The organism is Pseudoalteromonas sp. 2CM39R (assembly GCF_023161845.1).
The window spans coordinates 100,943-117,765 of record NZ_JALNTM010000004.1; the positions used below are offsets into that span (position 1 = coordinate 100,943).

The window sequence follows — 16,823 nt, forward strand, 5'->3', positions numbered from 1 at the left end:
CAGCCTTGAGATGCAAGTGAAGTTTGAGATTTAATGAATATTTATAAAACTTCTAACGGTTAATTCTTGTAAAAACTTGTCCCTTTTTTGTTTGATTTGAATTCATATGCTAATTTTTAAATACTCGGTTAAGCGAATAACAATCAAATTTAAGGGTTGAAAATGAAAAAATGTACTAATTTATTGTGAGAATGCATGTAGCGGCTTATTTTAGTCGCTATTTTTTTGGATAGCGCGTTAAACATATACAAATAAGGAGATACGATGAAACTGGCAATGTTGATGTCGTTTATGTTTTTTTTAATTAGTTGTTCGAGCTTAGCGACCAATAGCAAAGAATTAAGTAAATCTAAGCAAACTGAAGAGTTTATTACTCTTGTCAGTCATGCCAAAACCTATGACCTGTCTCATAATTGGGATGAAAATTCCCCAATAGCGTCCGTTAACCCAAAATACTCAATGGCACTTAATGCAACCCATGCAGATACACGTGGTACATTTGGTGATAACAATCAGCTCTCATTCACCTCAGAAATAATGCAATGGAGTGGTCACCATGGAGGTCCAACTATTGATGCGTTAGGTCATATTGGTCGAGATGGTTTGCTGTATGGTGGAGTAGATGCGGCGCAAGCGACCAATGATCGCAGAGGAATAGGACGCAGTGGTGTAGGGAGTGACTTAGGAATTGATCATTATCCTGTAAACTTATTGTATTGAGTAACCGAACGGTATTACTTGATGTGGCTCGCTTTATTAACGGTGACGATACCCCATTGGCTGCAGATTTTGACATAACAGCGTCACATTTAAAAAGAACAGCAAAATCGCAAGGTGTAAAAATTAAAAAAGGCGATACTGTGTTTATTAGAACGGGGTGGGGGCAATATTTTGCTAATAACCCACAGCAATATATTGCAGAACATGCTGCAGGCGTTGGTGTAAGTGGTGCACAGTTTTTAATAAAGGCTGGTGCAAGTGTTGTGGGTAATGACACCCTTACTTTTGAAAAACGCCCACCTATTGCTACAGAACCCTCTTTTCAGGTTTTTCCGGTACATATGATGTTATTAGCAGATAACGGTATTTACATAATAGAAAACTTGTTCCTTGAGGAGCTAGCAAAAGAAAAAGTCTATGAGTTTATTGCCATTGTGCCGCCGCTTAAAATACGTGGTGGCACTGGCTCGGCATTACGCGTATTTGCACTTACAAGTAACTTATAGTTGAATAAAGAGTAAGGTTAATAGTGGTTACTGTTTTTATATACAGTGGTATCGTTTTTTGAAATAAGAAACATACACAAAGAGTATTTTTCTTTATCATGATAAAAGTACTGGCTGTAAAATTAACAATACTTATATGGACGACTCAAGGATGAACAAAGGAATATTAAAATCGTGGAATGACGATAAAGGCTTTGGCTTTATTAAATCAAGCACACTGCAACACGATACCTTTATACACATATCGTCGCTCAAACATATGAGTCGTAAACCTAAAGTGGGTGACATTATCTATTTTGAGGTTGCGACTGAGCCTAACGGTAAAACTAAAGCTGTAAATTGCCGTATTGAGGGCGTACTAGCACAACCACACATAAAAGCTTCATCAAGGCCGGTTAGAATAAGTAAAACCTCAGGTAAGAACTCACCTTTAATGAAACTTATAACACTTGGTATTATTTTTAGTATTGGTTTTAGTGTGTATAAAACCGGTTTTTTAAATACCAAGCAAACACCAGTCGTAACTAATGCTAACTTAGAGTCATTTATGCCCGCGAGTTCAAGCTCACTTAATAAAACACCACCAACATTTCGCTGTGATGGCCGCCAACATTGTAGCCAAATGACCTCGTATGCAGAGGCATTATTTTTTATTCAACATTGCCCAAATACTAAAATGGACGGTGATAAAGACGGAGAGCCCTGTGAACGGCAGTTTGGGAATAGGTAGTTTTTATATTGAGGTTATTAATAAACTAAAAATTAGTTTTGGGCCCTTAGGGGGAATACGATTTTTAGTAATACAGTTATAAATAGCTGGTGGATTTAAAGCCATTTATCAAGGAGGTTGTTATGTTTAAAGTAATAATTGGATGTGCTGTTATATTTTCGTTTGTTTGTATGTTACTCGCCGCGGCGCCTTTTACGCCTGCAGTTTCAGGTTCATTTATTATGCTGTTGTTCGCAGGGGCTATAGGTTACAAGGGCTATCTGCAATCAAGCTTAATACTGCTGTTAATTAATACGCTGGCGGTTATTGGCAGCCCAGGTATAAATCTAGACAACACCCAAACATTACTGTTTTTACCAATATTATTTTTAATTTCATTTGGTGGTGTTTTATTAGGCGTAAGAAAGTTAACGAAATTGTAAAAGAAGATGCCGAAGGGATATATGATTATATTATGGAGCAGGTTAATAAATTATGAGTGATAGAGAAATTTGGGTCGCTATATTAATTATGTCATCTATTATTTCTGGGATCCTTTATGTGGTTTTTGGCCAAATGACCGTACGTAAATTAAGAAAAAACCCTAAAACAAAAGATATACTCGGTCTAGAGGTTATTAGTGGTTGGGATATTATAAATGTTGCTCAAGCATTCTCCTTGCCAAGGCGTTGGTTACTTAAAATTGAAAAAAGTAAGTTTTCTTTTATGTATGCGCACTCTTCGTTGTTATTTGAAAATACAACCAAATTCGATAGATTTCTTGGATGTATCTTTTATTGGTTATTAACACTTTCGGGTCTATTTGGCGCTTTACTCGTTGTACTTAACTTATTTGGCGTTTTTAGTTAATTAGTGTAAATATTGAATTGGCTAGTTATATGACTAGCCAATTTAATTATCAACTTTATTACTACAAAAATGATTTAGCTTTACTCATTAAAACGCTTCAAATATAGCTGCAATGCCCTGGCCGCCGCCAATACACATTGTGACTAGCCCATATTTGCCATTAATTCGTTTTAGTTCGTACAAGCATTTGGTGGTTAGTATGGCGCCCGTTGCGCCAACAGGGTGGCCTAAGGCAATTGCACCACCATTCGGGTTTACCTTATGGGCAGGGAAATTTAACTCGTTAGCAACGCACAGTGCTTGTACTGCAAAGGCCTCGTTAGACTCAATCACATCCATATCGTCGATGGTTAAGCCGGTTTTTTCAAATACCTGTTGTACTGCAGGAATAGGGCCGATACCCATTAAAGTAGGATCAACGCCTGCTCTGGCATAACCCACTAAACGAGCGAGCGGTTTTAAGCCTTGGTCATTTGCTTTTTGCTCTGACATAAGTACCAACATGGCTGCACCATCGTTTATACCTGATGAGCTTGCTGCGGTAACGGTGCCATCTTTTTTAAAGTAGGGCTTTAAAGATGCAAGTTTATCGGCTGTGGTATCGGCGCGAACATGTTCGTCGGTGTCAAAAATGTGCGTCCCTATTCGCGACTTGATTTCTATTGGCACAATCTGCTGTTTAAAATGACCTGCAGCAATGGCTTTTGCAGCTTTATGATGGCTTTTTGCTGCGTACTCATCTTGCTGCTGACGGCTAATTGAATATTTTTCTGCAATGTTTTCAGCAGTTATTCCCATCGGGTTATTATCCCATGGGTCTTGTAAGGTCGTGGTGAGCTCATCAATCATAGTGCTATTACCCATTTTTTGCCCCCAGCGATTACTTTCGAGGGTATAGGCAGAGCTACTCATGCTTTCTGCTCCGCCAGCAAGGGCTGCATCTACATCACCTAATTGAATTTGTTGTGCCGCTTGTATAATGGCTTCAAGGCCAGAGCCACATAAGCGATTAAGCGTTACAGCGTGGCTGCTTATAGGTAACCCAGCATCTAGTCCAATGACCCTTGATAGGTAAGCGTCTTTTGGGCCGTTATGAATAACTTTGCCTACCACACATGAACCAACTTGGTCAGGGGTAAGCTTAGACCGAGTTAGGGCTTCTTTTGCGCACAGTGTGCCAAGCTCAGCGGGGCTAAAATCTTTAAGGCTGCCACCAAAGCCACCAATTGCGGTACGAACCGCACTGAGTATTACTACGCTGTTGTTTGTATTTTGTGTCATTGCTGTTCTCTTATTATTTTTATAATCACTTTTGCTGAAATATGTTTAATAGACAAAGGAGATCAATACTTCTTCTAACATCAAAGCATAACTTTTAAATAAACTAATGGCGAGGTTGGGTTGAGCTGTATGTGTTTTCTAATAAAGTGGAAGTAAAATAGGCGTGTGATAATTATATTTTTGTGTAAATTTATAAAATAGGGCTCTCCTTATGAGAGCCCACGGGGATTTATAAATCAATCATTTCAATATTAACAACTACATTTTTAAAACCAGCATCTTCAAACTCTTTTTTTAACTTTTCTGCACTTGAGTAATCACTAGCTGAAACACTTCGCTTACTTCTTTGGTTAGTGACAAGTGGGGTTTCATCACCAAAATAAACGCTACCAGCAAATTGGCTTTGTGCATAAAAGTGGCCTGTTAGGGTTGTTTTTTTAGGTCTTAAAACATGACTTAAATAGTATTGCATTGTTGATAAGCTTGTTTGTTGTATCATCCAAGGCCAATCCCATTTTTTATTCTCACCTGGTATATAGCGGTGTTCCCATTGATACTCAATGCTATTTTCTTGACCTGCCCAACGGCCTATTACAAAATTAGCAGTGTCATTAGGTCTGTTTTCAGGATGGCTTAATAAAGCATTGCCTCCCCAACGCATAAAGCCATTTATTGATAGATCGTAAGTAATATCAGCATCGAATGAATAAGGATACGATATTGATGATTTAAACAAATCGACCTTAGCATTAAGCTTTGTGAATGCTGGTACATTGGTTCTTGCCTGTACAACAACACGTTCAGCTTCTGAGCCGCCGTTACTTGTTCCCCATGCTTGCTCTGCTGCTATAGTAACCGATAACGAAGTGTCTGATCCGCCAGTAACTGAAGGGGATTTCCATGTATTGGATAATGTAACAGACTCAGAAATACTGTAGTCATTTGTTTTAGACCAATTAGTAGCTGCATCGTATTCAATGGTAACGACTGACATTTGAGCTGCTGACGTGTCATTCACTGCAGGGACTGTTAACGTTTTAATTAGTTCTTTGTCGGCAGCAACAATATCACCTGTTATTTTATATGATTTGTTATCCATCACATATTCAAAGTTAGATACGGTAATAGCTGACTTTTCATCACATCGATAACCATCACAGCTGCCCCCATTATAACCTTGTATTTTCCATCCAGAGCCCGCTTTAGATACCTCCATGTCATCACCCACATAGCTTGAGCGATTTCCACCAACCCACGCAAAACCCATTGTGTGAGCAAGATATGAAAGGGGTTTTATAAAATCCTCTTTTTGGTTTACTAAGTCCCATTCAATTTGGCTTTGACTGCCAGGCGCTACTTTTAAGGAGCTTAATTTAGGGATCTCATTAATAGGATCGTTAGGGTAGCACCAAGAATTTACAGCAGACCCTTGTTTTATTTCACCTGCGTAGCCAGAGCCCATAATAACCCAGCCATTAGCTAATCCCGTTATTTGCCACTTACCCATTTTGTTAGTAAGTTCGTTTCTGTAGGTTTGCGCTTCAGCCTTTGTAATTAGTCTATTATCAGCTGAGCAAACTCCAGCACCTAAGCTTTCATTTTTAAGTTGATCTGGATAAATTGCAGTTGTATTAGCACTTACAAAACTTGTGTGTGACAACAGCAATAGAGGTATTATTTTTTTCATTAAGTTACATCCTTTAAAATCATATTTTAATTAGGCCCTAATTAAATAATCTAATTTTGGACCGATTTTGATTCTAAAGAACTCGCTATATTTTTATAGAGTGTTAAATGAAAGTTGGTTTTTCAAAAATATTAGTTGCTTAAATATTGCAAAAATTCATTAAGACTATAGTGCTATTGTAGCTACATTTTTACCCCCTTGAGAGAGTACTCTAAAAAATCGATTAGATAGCGTGTGCTTTTTGGGATTAATTTATCAGGCCATATCAGGTTTACATCTCGTTTAATAGGTTTGAATTGCGTTAATACTTCAACCAAGCTTTCGTCTTTTATATGCGGTAATAAACAATATTTTGGACCATAATAAACACCTCTTCCTTCAATGGCAGCTAAGGCACACATTTCTATATCGTTGGAAATAAAGTTGGGTTGAGGTTTAAAAATTACTTTTTCATTTTTATTTGCTTTAAAAGACCAATTTTCGAATGGCGAGCACGATATGTGGGGGAGTTTAGCTAAATCGTCAAAATTACTTGGTATGCCATATTGCTCAATTAAACTCGATGAGCAAGCTAAAACAAAGCTCATTTGGTTAATGACTTTACATATATTTTGTGAGCTATCTAATTTTCCGATTCTAATAGCTAAATCAAACTCGGTGGCTTTTAAATCAAGGCGTTCATCCGATAGCATCATATGAATCTTAATATTTGGATAAAGTAGGGTGAATTGATTTATAACGCCTGAGAAGTACACACTCTTTATAAAGTTTTGCGGTGCTATTAATTTAATTTTACTCACTTTATTTTCACTAGAGTTCTTAAAATTGCACAGCGTACTTTGTAAACCTTCTACGTGAGCTAAGCAATGGCTATAAAAGCTCTTTCCTGGCTCTGTTAATCGCAAACTTCCTTTTTCACGATAAAACAACGCTAAAGATAAGTCTTCTTCAAGTTTTTTTATTTTTCTTTGTAAAGTGGGTAAAGGAATATTTAACTTTACTGACGCTTCATTAAATGTTTTGTAATGATTTACTTTTATAAAAAGCGCGATTATATCAAGCAAGGTAAATCTCCTGTATAAATTTGAGGTATAAAATCGTATTTAGTACTTAATTATTGGTTAGATTCATAAAACTAATCATTTATTTAAAGTACCCATTAGTCCCTTTTGTGGCAACAAAAATTTTACCTTTGTATTAAATGATTTAGTTACTCGTTTTAGGATAGGAAGTACTGAAGGAAAGTATTAGTAATTTTATAATAAATAACTCATTAGAAATAATTAGTAACATTTAATCAAACAATACAATAGACACGTAATAAGCTAGGTATTACGATTAACAAACTAAATAAAAAACGCTATAAAAAGCAGAGAGTTATTATGGAAGGTAAACCAATAGATAAGAGTGTATTCGATTCTTTTTTTGGAGAATATTCATGGATGTTTAAGGCTTGTAGCATTGTTGCTTTTATAATGTGTGTATATATCAGTTTTAATACTAAAGAGTATATATGGACGCTACTTATTAATGGCGATTTAAATTCTACTATGTTGGTTATGATACTCGGTTACTTATCTGAATTTAGATATCGCTTTATTAAAGAATCAAGAAATAATTGATAGCTACTAATTTAAATCTAAGGTACTAGAGATGAATATATTTATAAAATGGTTGATTTTAGCTGCATTAATTATTGCCGCTATTGCTTGTTATTCTTATGGTAGCACTACTGGCTTATTTATTTTTATTATTGCGGGCTTTGTTTTTGAAATGGCGTTTTGGTTTAAGATGTTTCCTATAAAAAAGAAATCGTCATTGTAGAAAGCTATTTAACCGTCTTGAAAAATAAATTTTTTTAGTTAGCGAGATAAGGGAATAAATAAAAAGGCTGCATTTTTACAGCCTTTTTGGTTTTTATAAACTTAGTGAGTAACTCTATCGCCCCAAATGTCTTCTAGGCGGCTATCACGACCACAGCGCCAGCGATAGGTATTATAACGAATAGGGTTATTTTTATAGTAATCTTGATGATAACTTTCTTTGCCCTTTATCGGGTAAAAGGTTTTCGCATCAAGAATAGGGGTTACCACTGTTTGCTTAGTAAACTCACTAATAACGGCTTGTTTGGATTTTTGAGCTAGCTTTCGCTGTTGCTCATTAGCTACAAAAATTGCGCTACGGTAGCTTGGGCCTTTATCGCAAAACTGGCCTTTGGCGTCAAAAGGATCAATGTTAACCCAGTAATGGTTTAAAATATCTTGATAGCTTAATGCATTAGTGTTGTAGGTAACCAGAACGGCTTCGTAATGGCCGCGATGATTACCATTGTAAGTAGGATTTTTAATTTCACCGCCAGTAAAACCTGAGATCACATCGGTTACACCTTCGAGTTTTTCAAAGTCACTTTCCATACACCAAAAACAGCCTCCTGCTAAAATAGCTTGTTCGGTTTTAGCATGAGCAAATGAGCTAGTCAAAAGTACGGCAGAAGTGACTGCAAATACGAGTGTTTTATTCATAAAAATTATCAACCTAGTGTGTGAGTGCGTAAATGCTTGTTATAGTAGACCCGCTAACTGTAAATACTCTTTCATTGTGTAGCAGGTAACTTGTTTTAAACTCGCTTTATATAAAATGGACTCTATAAATGGAAACCAGTAATTCGCGTAATGAATTAACCACACTTTTGCAAACCAGTTTTGCTTCTTTAGGCTATAAACTGCCAAGCGCTGATGAACTCGTTTCTCATGACCACAATGCCCAATACCATGGCTATGCATTTACTTTAAACCAAAAACGCATAATTTACAGAAAGGCTAAAGTTACACCCGACAGACCTGGCGCTTTTTTAGCACTATGGAAACGCCCAGCGGATTGTAAAAATAATAAGCCAATTCCGTTAAATGATGAGTTTGATTATTTACTCGTAGAGGTTAACAGCGAAGGTTTAACTTCTACGAACAACCAAGTTACAAATATTGAACGAGGCTTGTTCATGTTCCCCGTAAATGTATTACTAAAAAAAGGCATAGTGAGTTCTTTAAACTCTAAGGGTAAAACAGCTTTTAGAGTGTTTCCACCTTGGAGCGAAAGCAGAGCCTTAAAAGGGACTGGCACATTTAGTAATTCTGCTAAAGTTACTCAGCGTTGGCAATGCGATTATTTCTTAAAGCAAGATCAAAATAAATTAATTGATTTATCTAAGTTAAACAAAATTTTAGCTAACGCTGTTTAAATTTGAATTATTAAGTCACTTTACCAGCATTGTTTTATATAGGGTTATTTACTAAAGTGAGATCATACAGTCATACGAATAGTAGGTAAGATATGAACCAGTTAACCGAAAAGTCGATTAGTTGCCCTTACTGTGGCGAATCTATAGAAGTATTAATTGATGTGGCTGATATTGATGAGCAATATATAGAAGACTGCCAAGTGTGTTGCAGGCCTATTTCGTTTGTCGTATTTGAAGATAACGATGAACTTAATGTAAATGTATACAGTGAAGATGAGGCATTTTAAAGGAGTTACTCAGTCGAATGACATTACAACCACTTAATAATACGCATATCCTCGAGCTAATGAGCTGGTTTAACAGTCAACATGACATGACTCAATGGGCTGGCCCATACTTTAGATACCCATTTACAGAGAAGACTTTTATTGAGGACTTAAACCTTGGTGGCTCGGCTTCTTTTGTATTGGTTGGACAACAAAACGAATTATTCGCTTTTGGGCAATATTATCAACGAAAAAACAAATGCCATTTGGCTCGTTTAGTAGTAAACCCTATATACAGGGGGGAGGGAATTGCAGCCACCCTGATTAAAGAATTATGTAAGCATGGGCACTTAAACTTAAATGTTACTTATAGCTCATTGTTTGTTTATGAAAATAACCTAGCAGCAGTTTTGGCTTATAAAAAGCTAGGATTTATAGTTGAGACGAATCAAGATTCAAGCCCATTACCAGATAACTGCGTTTATATGGTTAAAGTAATAAATTACGTTTAAGTTAGCTATTTTGCTGTTCACGCGCTAATTGGTTAGGCAGCAACTCCTCCACAATTTCTCTCGCTGGTAAGGTGTAACGTACGCCATCAAACATAACCGATGTGAACTCATCAATATTAGTAATGCCGGTGAGAGTCCAACCTTCACCACGTTTTGGGCAGTAAACAGTAGTAGTTGGTTGTATTACTTTAAAATTGTCGCTCATAGTTTATCTTAATTAATGCTTGTTAATGCTTGTGAATACGATATGGTAAGTTAATAATGACGTTCTATAAAGTGCTATTTAAAGCGCGTTTACTTTATTTGGCATAGGCATGTTTAAAACGATAAAATTACCCCGCGTTACCTTGCGTTTAATTACCCACAAACATGGCGCAGCGCTATTAACAATTTTAAATAATCCCCTCGTTTATGAGTTTAACGATTATAAAACGCCGTTAAATAAAGAGCATGTTAAGCAATTAATTCAAGATGATATATCGAGTTATTATCAAGGGGAAGGTGTTCGGCTTGCGATTGAACATAATATGTCTGGCGACTTAATTGGTACTTGTGGTTTGTATAACATTAATAACCAAACTAAAACTGCTTATTTGGGCTTTGAGCTTGATCCTTTTTATTGGCAACAAGGCTTAATGCATGAAGTACTTAAAGGTTTTGTCAGTGAGATACATCGCTCTTTAAACATTGAACATCTATACGCAGAAATTCATGGTAAAAATGTACGCTGTTATAACTTACTCACTAAGCTTGGCTTTGCATTTAACCAGCAATTTAATAACGGTGTATGGCATAAGCAATTAACTAAAATGGATGGCGCATGAGAATTAAAAAAGCGATTATTTTAAATATGTTGCTTACGGCTAGCGTATTTGGGCTTGCAATAACTGGGTTTAGCTATTATCAAAATGATGTTTCAGAGTTTGTTGATGTAACCCTAGATTCGAAAGTGCTTAAAGAGTCACGAAAAGTATTTATAAGGTTACCCGATAGTTTTGACAAAAATAAAGCGTATCCACTTATTATAAAAACAGATGGTAATTTTAATCTAGCTAATTGGGATAAAGCCTTAAAAGCATTAAATCATGAAAGTACATTAAATGAGGCTATTTTAGTTGCTATACCAAATCAGTTTTTTACTGATACTAGAAATCGTGATCTTGTGCCACCTTATGCAAGGAAGGACGTTAATACAAATCCTCGACCTAAACATGAAAGTTCGCCTGAAATTTTTGGTAAAGCTGATTTGTTTTTAGCTTTTCTAGAGCAAGAGTTACTTACTTATTTAGAGGCCAACTACACATTAACTGAAAATCGAATTTTGACCGGATTTTCAGCTGGGGGCAGTTTTACTTTATACACGCTGCATACTAAACCAAAGTTATTCAATGGTTACTTTGCATTTAGCCCAGCCGCTTGGTATGACGATATGACAGTGACTAAGCGGTTTGATGCATTTTTAAAAACAAATATAAATTGTATAAAACAACCGACATTTTTATATATCACTGTCGGTGGGGCAGAGCACTCTTTAATGTTAGGTGCATACAATAATTTAGTTACTAGTTTAGCAAAACATCCAAACGACTGGCTTAAGTGGGGAAGTACAATTAATAGTAATGCTGAACATAATCAAAACCCTGCACTGAGTGTCGATAAAGCACTGTTAAATTATACGGCGTTCTTAAGCTCGCAAATTAACACGCCTTCTGATTAATTAATGACGGTGATCAATTAAATATAGTTTGCATTGATTTTTATTGCTTTACTGCTGGTGGAGCATCCACTCTAAAGAACACATCATACTTTGTTTGATTTAAAACAAGTCTTAGCAATAGGTGAATTTTTTAAAAATATAATCAGGGAGGGGGGAAATTGTTGGGGCGTTTTTTTTAACTTATATCTACGCGTTTTATTAAGTGAGTTGTGTAGGAGCAGGAAAACCAAATTAAACAAAGCAACAATGTAATTATTTAGATGTTCTAAGTTAGACATTTTAATTGCAGCTAACATCGGGTTTTCCATCAATGGTTCAGTAATACACAGACTTAAACTCCAGCTTTTTATAATTGACGTTACAACAATGCAATTTTGTTGCTCAGTTGTCTCAGCATGGCTTCTGCATTTGGTATCTCGTCGTTTAAGCCTGTGATCAGGGTCATAAAATAGCAGTCCATCATCACACTTGCTTTTATTTCATCAAATTCTGGTTGTTCACTAAATAGTAGTTTTTTAAATTCATCCATTTGTGCTTTAAAAAAATCCTCACGCCAAATGATGTCGCTAATTAGTAATTTGCTAAACTCACTGTTTTCACAATAAAAGGAATATAGAGGGTGAGCGTAGTGGCGTAATTTCAATCGAGGAGGGCGCTGAGTATCTGATTGCTTTGCTTGCTCGATAATAACTTCAATTTGTTGCTGCATACCTGCCATAAGCAGATCAATTTTATTTTCAAAATGACTAAACACAGTACCAACTGCCACATTAGCTGCAACAGCAATTTCTCTTGTCGATGTGTGGTCATAACCTTGTAGTAAGAAAAGCTCCCATGCTGAAGCTAAAACTTTATCCCGTGTTTTTTCTTTTTTACTCATAGTATTCAATGCTTTATAATTTTGTTGGATGTTGAGCTTAAATCAGCTCTTGATTAATTGAGCGCACTCAATTAAATTTATGAGCATGCTCAATTAATCATAAGGTGATACATGGAGTTTATCAAACGTGTTATTGGTTATGTACTTTTTATTCCACTTATTTATTTTTATTCTTTTATTCTCGGCCCAATACTAAAAGCCGCTTTAGTCCCAGGTGGGGTTACCTTTTTGTGGCTTATTTTAGGGCCACAAGAGGGAACACGTGCGTTAAAAAAAGCATTTAAGAAAAAGTAGTAAAATCTTCAGTAAAACAAATAAAAAGCCCTGCTATTTTGCAGGGCTTTAGTCTGTTGACCTTTGCTATTTTAAACTTGAAAGCTCAACAGGCCATTAAAGAACGTATCTAAAACCAAAAGCAATACCGTCATCTTCCGATTGTTCCATTTGTGCTTGCTGTTGCTTATTATCACTTTCAAAATCACCAAAGTCTTTACGCGCTTCTACATAAAGTTGGGTGTTATCATCTATTAAGTAATGCACACCAATAACAGCAAATTGACGCTTAAATACATCGTTAGGATCGGCATTAAAGTTTGGTTGAATTACGTAGTCATCACCTGCATCAAATAAGTTGTAGGCAATAAATGGTCTAAAATCGTTTTCAAAACGATAAGACACAAATGTTTCAATACCAATTGCATCTTTAATTAAACGACCAATGTTATCTGTGTCGTGGTTTTCGTTTTTATTGATATTAGCAGCTACATATAAACCTGGCGCATCAATATTGCCCCAAATAACACCGGCACCGTAAATTAAATCGTCAACTGAGCGAGTTGTTCCGTCGCCATAAGTTAATTCAAACTCGCCGCGGTTAATACCGGCAGTCAGTTTCAGCTTATCAGTCACGTTATAAGTTACTGCACCGCCAAATGTATAGTTAAATTCAACTTGTTGCGCAGCAGTATCGCCTGACTCAAAATTAGCCTGGCATTGTGACTCTGTAATATCACTTACATCACAGGTATAAAATGCGCTATTTTTTAACTGAGTTTGTACACTAAAATCAAAATCACCGTAACTATTACGGTATTGCAATGTTTTATCGCCACGTCCCGTACCATTTACAGCACCGTCGTCTTTGTTGTAGGTATATACACCTGCGGCATTGCCATCCCAAACATAGCTGTAGTTAGTTGCATATACTACGTCAAACCACGCACCCCATTGTTTACCAATAGTAATTTGGCCGTATTTGTCGTGTTTAAGTCCTGCATAACCTAAACGATTATACAAAAATTCATCTTGAATTGATTCAAAACGGTTGTTGTATACAATATCGCTACTGCCAACAGGGTTTACACCCCATTCAACTAAAGCCATTGCTTCCCAGCCGTTCTTTAGTTGACGTTTAAAATCAAAATTAATTCGTGAGGCACCATTAACCACTTCATTTTGACCTTGAGTATTAATTACTCGCGCATCTATATAGCCGCCAATAGCGACTGTATTTTTTTCATCCTTAAATACTTCAATTGCTGAAACACTCGGTGTTGTTAAAACACCTGCAATCGCGAGCGATACTAATTTTATTTTCATTGTGTGTGCCTTGCCTAAAAAAGACGTTTTTATAATTACTAAATTCGAAGTCGTGCAGACTAGCAAAGCAATAAAAGGCTCAAAAGTGAAAAATTATCAACGATAATTAATACAAAATACGCAGCTTGTTCACTTTAAGTTAATGCTGTATTTATTTTGTAGCCGTATAAACCGCTATTTAATTTTGGAATAAGACATTAGGATTAAATGCAGGAGGGGGAGAGTTGAATTTTTTTCATAGTTGCTACTATCGGCATAGGTAGAGCTAAAACTCTAATGCTATAAAAAACGTTAATATAGCCGTATTAAATGTTAATAAAAGTAAAATGCGACCAATTAGCGATTTAGTACGTTTAAATTATTTATTTTTCTGTAACGGTGATTGTTTTTTTATTAAACATATTTTTACCGCGTTAACAGCATAATAGTGAATTTCACTTCGCTTTTTTGCACATTTACTCGTTCATCTCTTTGGCTGTTTTAATCCTTTAATAGCTAATAAACAACTACTGTTTACTTTAGGTTGTGCTTTAAACTTTCATAGAAAAAAACGCTGATTTGGTTTAAACTGCGCGCAATTTAAATACTTCAGTCTCCCTTGGAGGGTAGCGCTATTATTAGTACAGCTAACATCACCATGCAATTTGGTGCTAAACCGTTATTTGAAAATATCTCAGCTAAATTTGGTGAATCAAACCGCTATGGTTTAATTGGTGCCAACGGTTGTGGTAAATCAACGTTTATGAAAATTCTAAGCGGTGAGCTTGAGCCATCATCGGGTAATGTAAGCACAGATCCTAATGAACGTGTTGCTAAACTAAATCAAGATCAATTCGCTTACGAAGAGTACTCAGTGATCGATACTGTAATTATGGGTCACAAAGAGCTTTGGGATATTAAACAAGAGCGTGACCGTATCTATAGCCTACCTGAGATGAGTGAAGAGGACGGCATGAAAGTAGCCGACCTTGAAACTGAGTTTGCTGAAATGGATGGCTATTCTGCTGAGTCAAAAGCGGGTGAGCTATTATTAGGTGTTGGTATAGCGACAGAGCAACATTACGGTCCTATGTCTGAAATCGCACCAGGTTTTAAACTTCGAGTGTTATTAGCCCAAGTGTTGTTTTCAGACCCTGATATCATGTTGCTTGATGAGCCTACCAATAACTTGGACATTTACACAATCAAGTGGTTGGAAGATGTTCTAAATCAACGTGACTGTACTATGATCATCATCTCGCATGACCGTCACTTTTTAAACTCGGTATGTACACACATGGCCGATATTGACTACGGTGAATTACGTATTTACCCGGGTAACTACGATGAATATATGTTCGCAGCAACCCAAGCTCGCGAGCGTTTATTAAGTGAAAACGCCAAAAAGAAAAGTCAAATAGCAGAACTACAACAGTTTGTATCGCGCTTTTCTGCTAATGCTTCAAAAGCAAAGCAAGCAACTTCACGTGCAAAACGTATTGATAAAATTCAATTAGACGAAGTGAAAGCCTCGTCACGTCAGTCGCCATTTATCCGTTTTGAACAAGAAAAACAGTTATTCCGTAACGCGCTTGAAATGACCAGCTTATCGCAAGGCTTCGAAGAAACTTTATTCTCAGGTTTAGAAGGCTTAGTTGAGGTAGGTGAACGTATTGCCATTATTGGTGAAAATGGTGTGGGTAAAACAACATTATTAAACACCTTAGCAGGACGCTTAGCACCTAAAAGCGGTGAGTTCAAATGGTCTGAAAATGCTAACATTGGCTATTATGCACAAGATCATGCCGATGAGTTTGAAAAAGACATGAACTTATTTGAGTGGATGGAGCAGTGGCAGCAAGAGGGTGATGACGAGCAAGTTGTTCGTAGTTTCTTGGGTCGTATGTTGTTTTCACAAAACGATATTAAAAAATCTGTAAAAGTTATCTCAGGTGGTGAGCAAGGTCGTATGCTGTTTGGTAAAATCATGATGCATAAACCAAATATCTTATTAATGGATGAACCGACGAACCACATGGATATGGAATCAATTGAAGCGCTTAACTTAGCACTTGAAGCGTATGAAGGTACCTTGATGTTTGTGTCACACGACCGTCAGTTTGTATCATCAGTTGCTACCCGTATTTGGGAAATTAAAGACGGTAAAATTATCGACTTTAGAGGAAACTACAGCGAATACTTGGCGAGTAAAGAAGCATAACAGCAAGTATTTTCAGCATTTAAAAAAAGCCATGTTTAACATGGCTTTTTTATTGCCTGCTGGTCGCATTACTGCGGCATTTAAGTATATAATACCCGCCATAAAACCGGACATAAGTCCGCTATTTTTAAAATACATTACTGAGGAGTATTTATGACTGTTGGCATTATTATGGGTTCTAAATCAGATTGGCCAACCATGGAACACGCTGCGCTGATGCTAGAAAAATTTGGCATTGCTTATGAAACTAAAGTGGTTTCTGCTCACCGCACTCCTCAATTACTTGCTGATTACGCAAGTTCTGCAAGCGAACGAGGCATTAAAGTAATTATTGCAGGCGCAGGTGGGGCAGCCCACTTACCGGGTATGGCTGCAGCGTTTACATCATTGCCTGTTTTAGGCGTTCCAGTTAAGTCAAAAGCGTTAAATGGTGTTGATTCATTATTGTCTATTTGCCAGATGCCTAAGGGCGTTGCTGTTGGCACATTGGCTATTGGTGAGCCTGGTGCAGCTAATGCCGGTTTATTGGCTGCACAAATATTAGGCTGTCAAAACCCTGAAATTTTCGCCAAAATTGAAGCGTTTCGTAAAGAGCAAACCGACACTATTCTAGCTAACCCAAATCCTGCAGAGTAATA

General features: G+C 36.6%; 22 protein-coding genes. 15 read left to right on the forward strand and 7 right to left on the reverse strand.

Going from position 1 to position 16,823, the window contains the following annotated elements; all coding sequences use genetic code 11:
* Positions 1–264: 264 nt before the first annotated feature.
* The 5 genes from MTF66_RS10825 to MTF66_RS10845 all read left to right on the forward strand — a co-directional run bounded on the left by MTF66_RS10825 (position 265) and on the right by MTF66_RS10845 (position 2,805).
* Positions 265–720, forward strand: a complete 456-nt coding sequence (locus MTF66_RS10825) for a hypothetical protein (protein WP_248527224.1) — start codon at positions 265–267, stop codon at positions 718–720.
* Complete coding sequence (locus MTF66_RS10830; protein WP_248527225.1) at positions 717–1,226, forward strand: cyclase family protein; 510 nt, start codon at positions 717–719, stop codon at positions 1,224–1,226. The genes MTF66_RS10825 and MTF66_RS10830 overlap by 4 nt, the downstream gene beginning before the upstream one ends.
* Before the next feature lie 151 nt (positions 1,227–1,377).
* Positions 1,378–1,956, forward strand: a complete 579-nt coding sequence (locus MTF66_RS10835; protein ID WP_138621978.1) for a cold shock domain-containing protein — start codon at positions 1,378–1,380, stop codon at positions 1,954–1,956.
* A gap of 122 nt (positions 1,957–2,078) precedes the next feature.
* Entirely contained in the window at positions 2,079–2,378 is a 300-nt protein-coding gene (locus MTF66_RS10840; protein ID WP_008113866.1) for a DUF6419 family natural product biosynthesis protein, read from the forward strand.
* 52 nt (positions 2,379–2,430) lie between these two features.
* Entirely contained in the window at positions 2,431–2,805 is a 375-nt protein-coding gene (locus MTF66_RS10845) for a hypothetical protein (protein WP_008113868.1), read from the forward strand.
* An 87-nt stretch (positions 2,806–2,892) separates the two neighbouring features.
* Here MTF66_RS10845 and bktB read toward each other — a convergent pair whose 3' ends face one another.
* The 3 genes from bktB to MTF66_RS10860 all read right to left on the reverse strand — a co-directional run bounded on the left by bktB (position 2,893) and on the right by MTF66_RS10860 (position 6,837).
* Positions 2,893–4,086, reverse strand: a complete 1,194-nt coding sequence (bktB, locus tag MTF66_RS10850) for a beta-ketothiolase BktB (protein WP_248527226.1) — start codon at positions 4,084–4,086, stop codon at positions 2,893–2,895.
* A gap of 229 nt (positions 4,087–4,315) precedes the next feature.
* A complete protein-coding gene (locus MTF66_RS10855) occupies positions 4,316–5,773 on the reverse strand; it encodes an aerolysin family beta-barrel pore-forming toxin (protein ID WP_248527227.1) in 1,458 nt (485 codons plus the stop codon).
* Positions 5,774–5,955: 182 nt separating this feature from the next.
* Positions 5,956–6,837: a LysR substrate-binding domain-containing protein gene (locus tag MTF66_RS10860; protein WP_248527228.1), complete on the reverse strand. Its 882-nt coding sequence runs from the start codon at positions 6,835–6,837 to the stop codon at positions 5,956–5,958.
* Positions 6,838–7,155: 318 nt separating this feature from the next.
* On the opposite strand from MTF66_RS10860, the gene MTF66_RS10865 reads away from it, so the two are divergent.
* Positions 7,156–7,395, forward strand: a complete 240-nt coding sequence (locus MTF66_RS10865; RefSeq protein ID WP_010390035.1) for a hypothetical protein — start codon at positions 7,156–7,158, stop codon at positions 7,393–7,395.
* A 31-nt stretch (positions 7,396–7,426) separates the two neighbouring features.
* Positions 7,427–7,597 (forward strand): hypothetical protein, encoded by a 171-nt coding sequence (locus MTF66_RS10870; RefSeq protein ID WP_010390033.1) that lies wholly within the window; start codon positions 7,427–7,429, stop codon positions 7,595–7,597.
* 101 nt (positions 7,598–7,698) lie between these two features.
* Here MTF66_RS10870 and msrA read toward each other — a convergent pair whose 3' ends face one another.
* Complete coding sequence (gene msrA / locus MTF66_RS10875; protein WP_248527229.1) at positions 7,699–8,295, reverse strand: peptide-methionine (S)-S-oxide reductase MsrA; 597 nt, start codon at positions 8,293–8,295, stop codon at positions 7,699–7,701.
* A gap of 128 nt (positions 8,296–8,423) precedes the next feature.
* On the opposite strand from msrA, the gene MTF66_RS10880 reads away from it, so the two are divergent.
* The 3 genes from MTF66_RS10880 to MTF66_RS10890 all read left to right on the forward strand — a co-directional run bounded on the left by MTF66_RS10880 (position 8,424) and on the right by MTF66_RS10890 (position 9,789).
* Positions 8,424–9,011, forward strand: a complete 588-nt coding sequence (locus tag MTF66_RS10880) for a MepB family protein (RefSeq protein WP_054200951.1) — start codon at positions 8,424–8,426, stop codon at positions 9,009–9,011.
* 92 nt (positions 9,012–9,103) lie between these two features.
* Complete coding sequence (locus tag MTF66_RS10885; RefSeq protein ID WP_054200950.1) at positions 9,104–9,298, forward strand: CPXCG motif-containing cysteine-rich protein; 195 nt, start codon at positions 9,104–9,106, stop codon at positions 9,296–9,298.
* Between the two features lie 17 nt (positions 9,299–9,315).
* Entirely contained in the window at positions 9,316–9,789 is a 474-nt protein-coding gene (locus tag MTF66_RS10890; protein WP_282454078.1) for a GNAT family N-acetyltransferase, read from the forward strand.
* A 1-nt stretch (position 9,790) separates the two neighbouring features.
* On the opposite strand, the gene MTF66_RS10895 is transcribed toward MTF66_RS10890, so the two are convergent.
* Complete coding sequence (locus tag MTF66_RS10895) at positions 9,791–9,994, reverse strand: hypothetical protein (RefSeq protein WP_138569662.1); 204 nt, start codon at positions 9,992–9,994, stop codon at positions 9,791–9,793.
* A gap of 109 nt (positions 9,995–10,103) precedes the next feature.
* Between MTF66_RS10895 and MTF66_RS10900 the strand changes: the two genes are divergently transcribed.
* Together MTF66_RS10900 and MTF66_RS10905 are read left to right on the forward strand one after the other, a co-directional pair.
* Positions 10,104–10,613, forward strand: a complete 510-nt coding sequence (locus tag MTF66_RS10900) for a GNAT family N-acetyltransferase (protein ID WP_248527231.1) — start codon at positions 10,104–10,106, stop codon at positions 10,611–10,613.
* On the forward strand, positions 10,610–11,506 hold the full coding sequence (locus tag MTF66_RS10905) for an alpha/beta hydrolase (protein ID WP_138594951.1): 897 nt from the start codon (positions 10,610–10,612) through the stop codon (positions 11,504–11,506). Before MTF66_RS10900 ends, MTF66_RS10905 begins: the two co-directional genes overlap by 4 nt.
* A gap of 358 nt (positions 11,507–11,864) precedes the next feature.
* Here the strand turns inward: MTF66_RS10905 and MTF66_RS10910 are convergent, their stop codons facing one another.
* Complete coding sequence (locus tag MTF66_RS10910) at positions 11,865–12,386, reverse strand: TetR/AcrR family transcriptional regulator (protein ID WP_010390018.1); 522 nt, start codon at positions 12,384–12,386, stop codon at positions 11,865–11,867.
* Between the two features lie 111 nt (positions 12,387–12,497).
* Between MTF66_RS10910 and MTF66_RS10915 the strand changes: the two genes are divergently transcribed.
* Positions 12,498–12,680, forward strand: coding sequence for a hypothetical protein (locus MTF66_RS10915; RefSeq protein WP_248527232.1), 183 nt, complete (start codon positions 12,498–12,500; stop codon positions 12,678–12,680).
* A 96-nt stretch (positions 12,681–12,776) separates the two neighbouring features.
* Here MTF66_RS10915 and MTF66_RS10920 read toward each other — a convergent pair whose 3' ends face one another.
* Positions 12,777–13,985 carry a porin gene (locus tag MTF66_RS10920; RefSeq protein WP_248527233.1) on the reverse strand — a complete coding sequence of 403 codons (1,209 nt, stop codon included), beginning with the start codon at positions 13,983–13,985 and terminating at the stop codon, positions 12,777–12,779.
* A 613-nt stretch (positions 13,986–14,598) separates the two neighbouring features.
* On the opposite strand from MTF66_RS10920, the gene MTF66_RS10925 reads away from it, so the two are divergent.
* Positions 14,599–16,185: an ABC-F family ATPase gene (locus MTF66_RS10925; protein WP_076919581.1), complete on the forward strand. Its 1,587-nt coding sequence runs from the start codon at positions 14,599–14,601 to the stop codon at positions 16,183–16,185.
* A gap of 153 nt (positions 16,186–16,338) precedes the next feature.
* Positions 16,339–16,821, forward strand: coding sequence for a 5-(carboxyamino)imidazole ribonucleotide mutase (gene purE, locus MTF66_RS10930; RefSeq protein ID WP_008114610.1), 483 nt, complete (start codon positions 16,339–16,341; stop codon positions 16,819–16,821).
* Positions 16,822–16,823 lie beyond the last annotated feature (2 nt).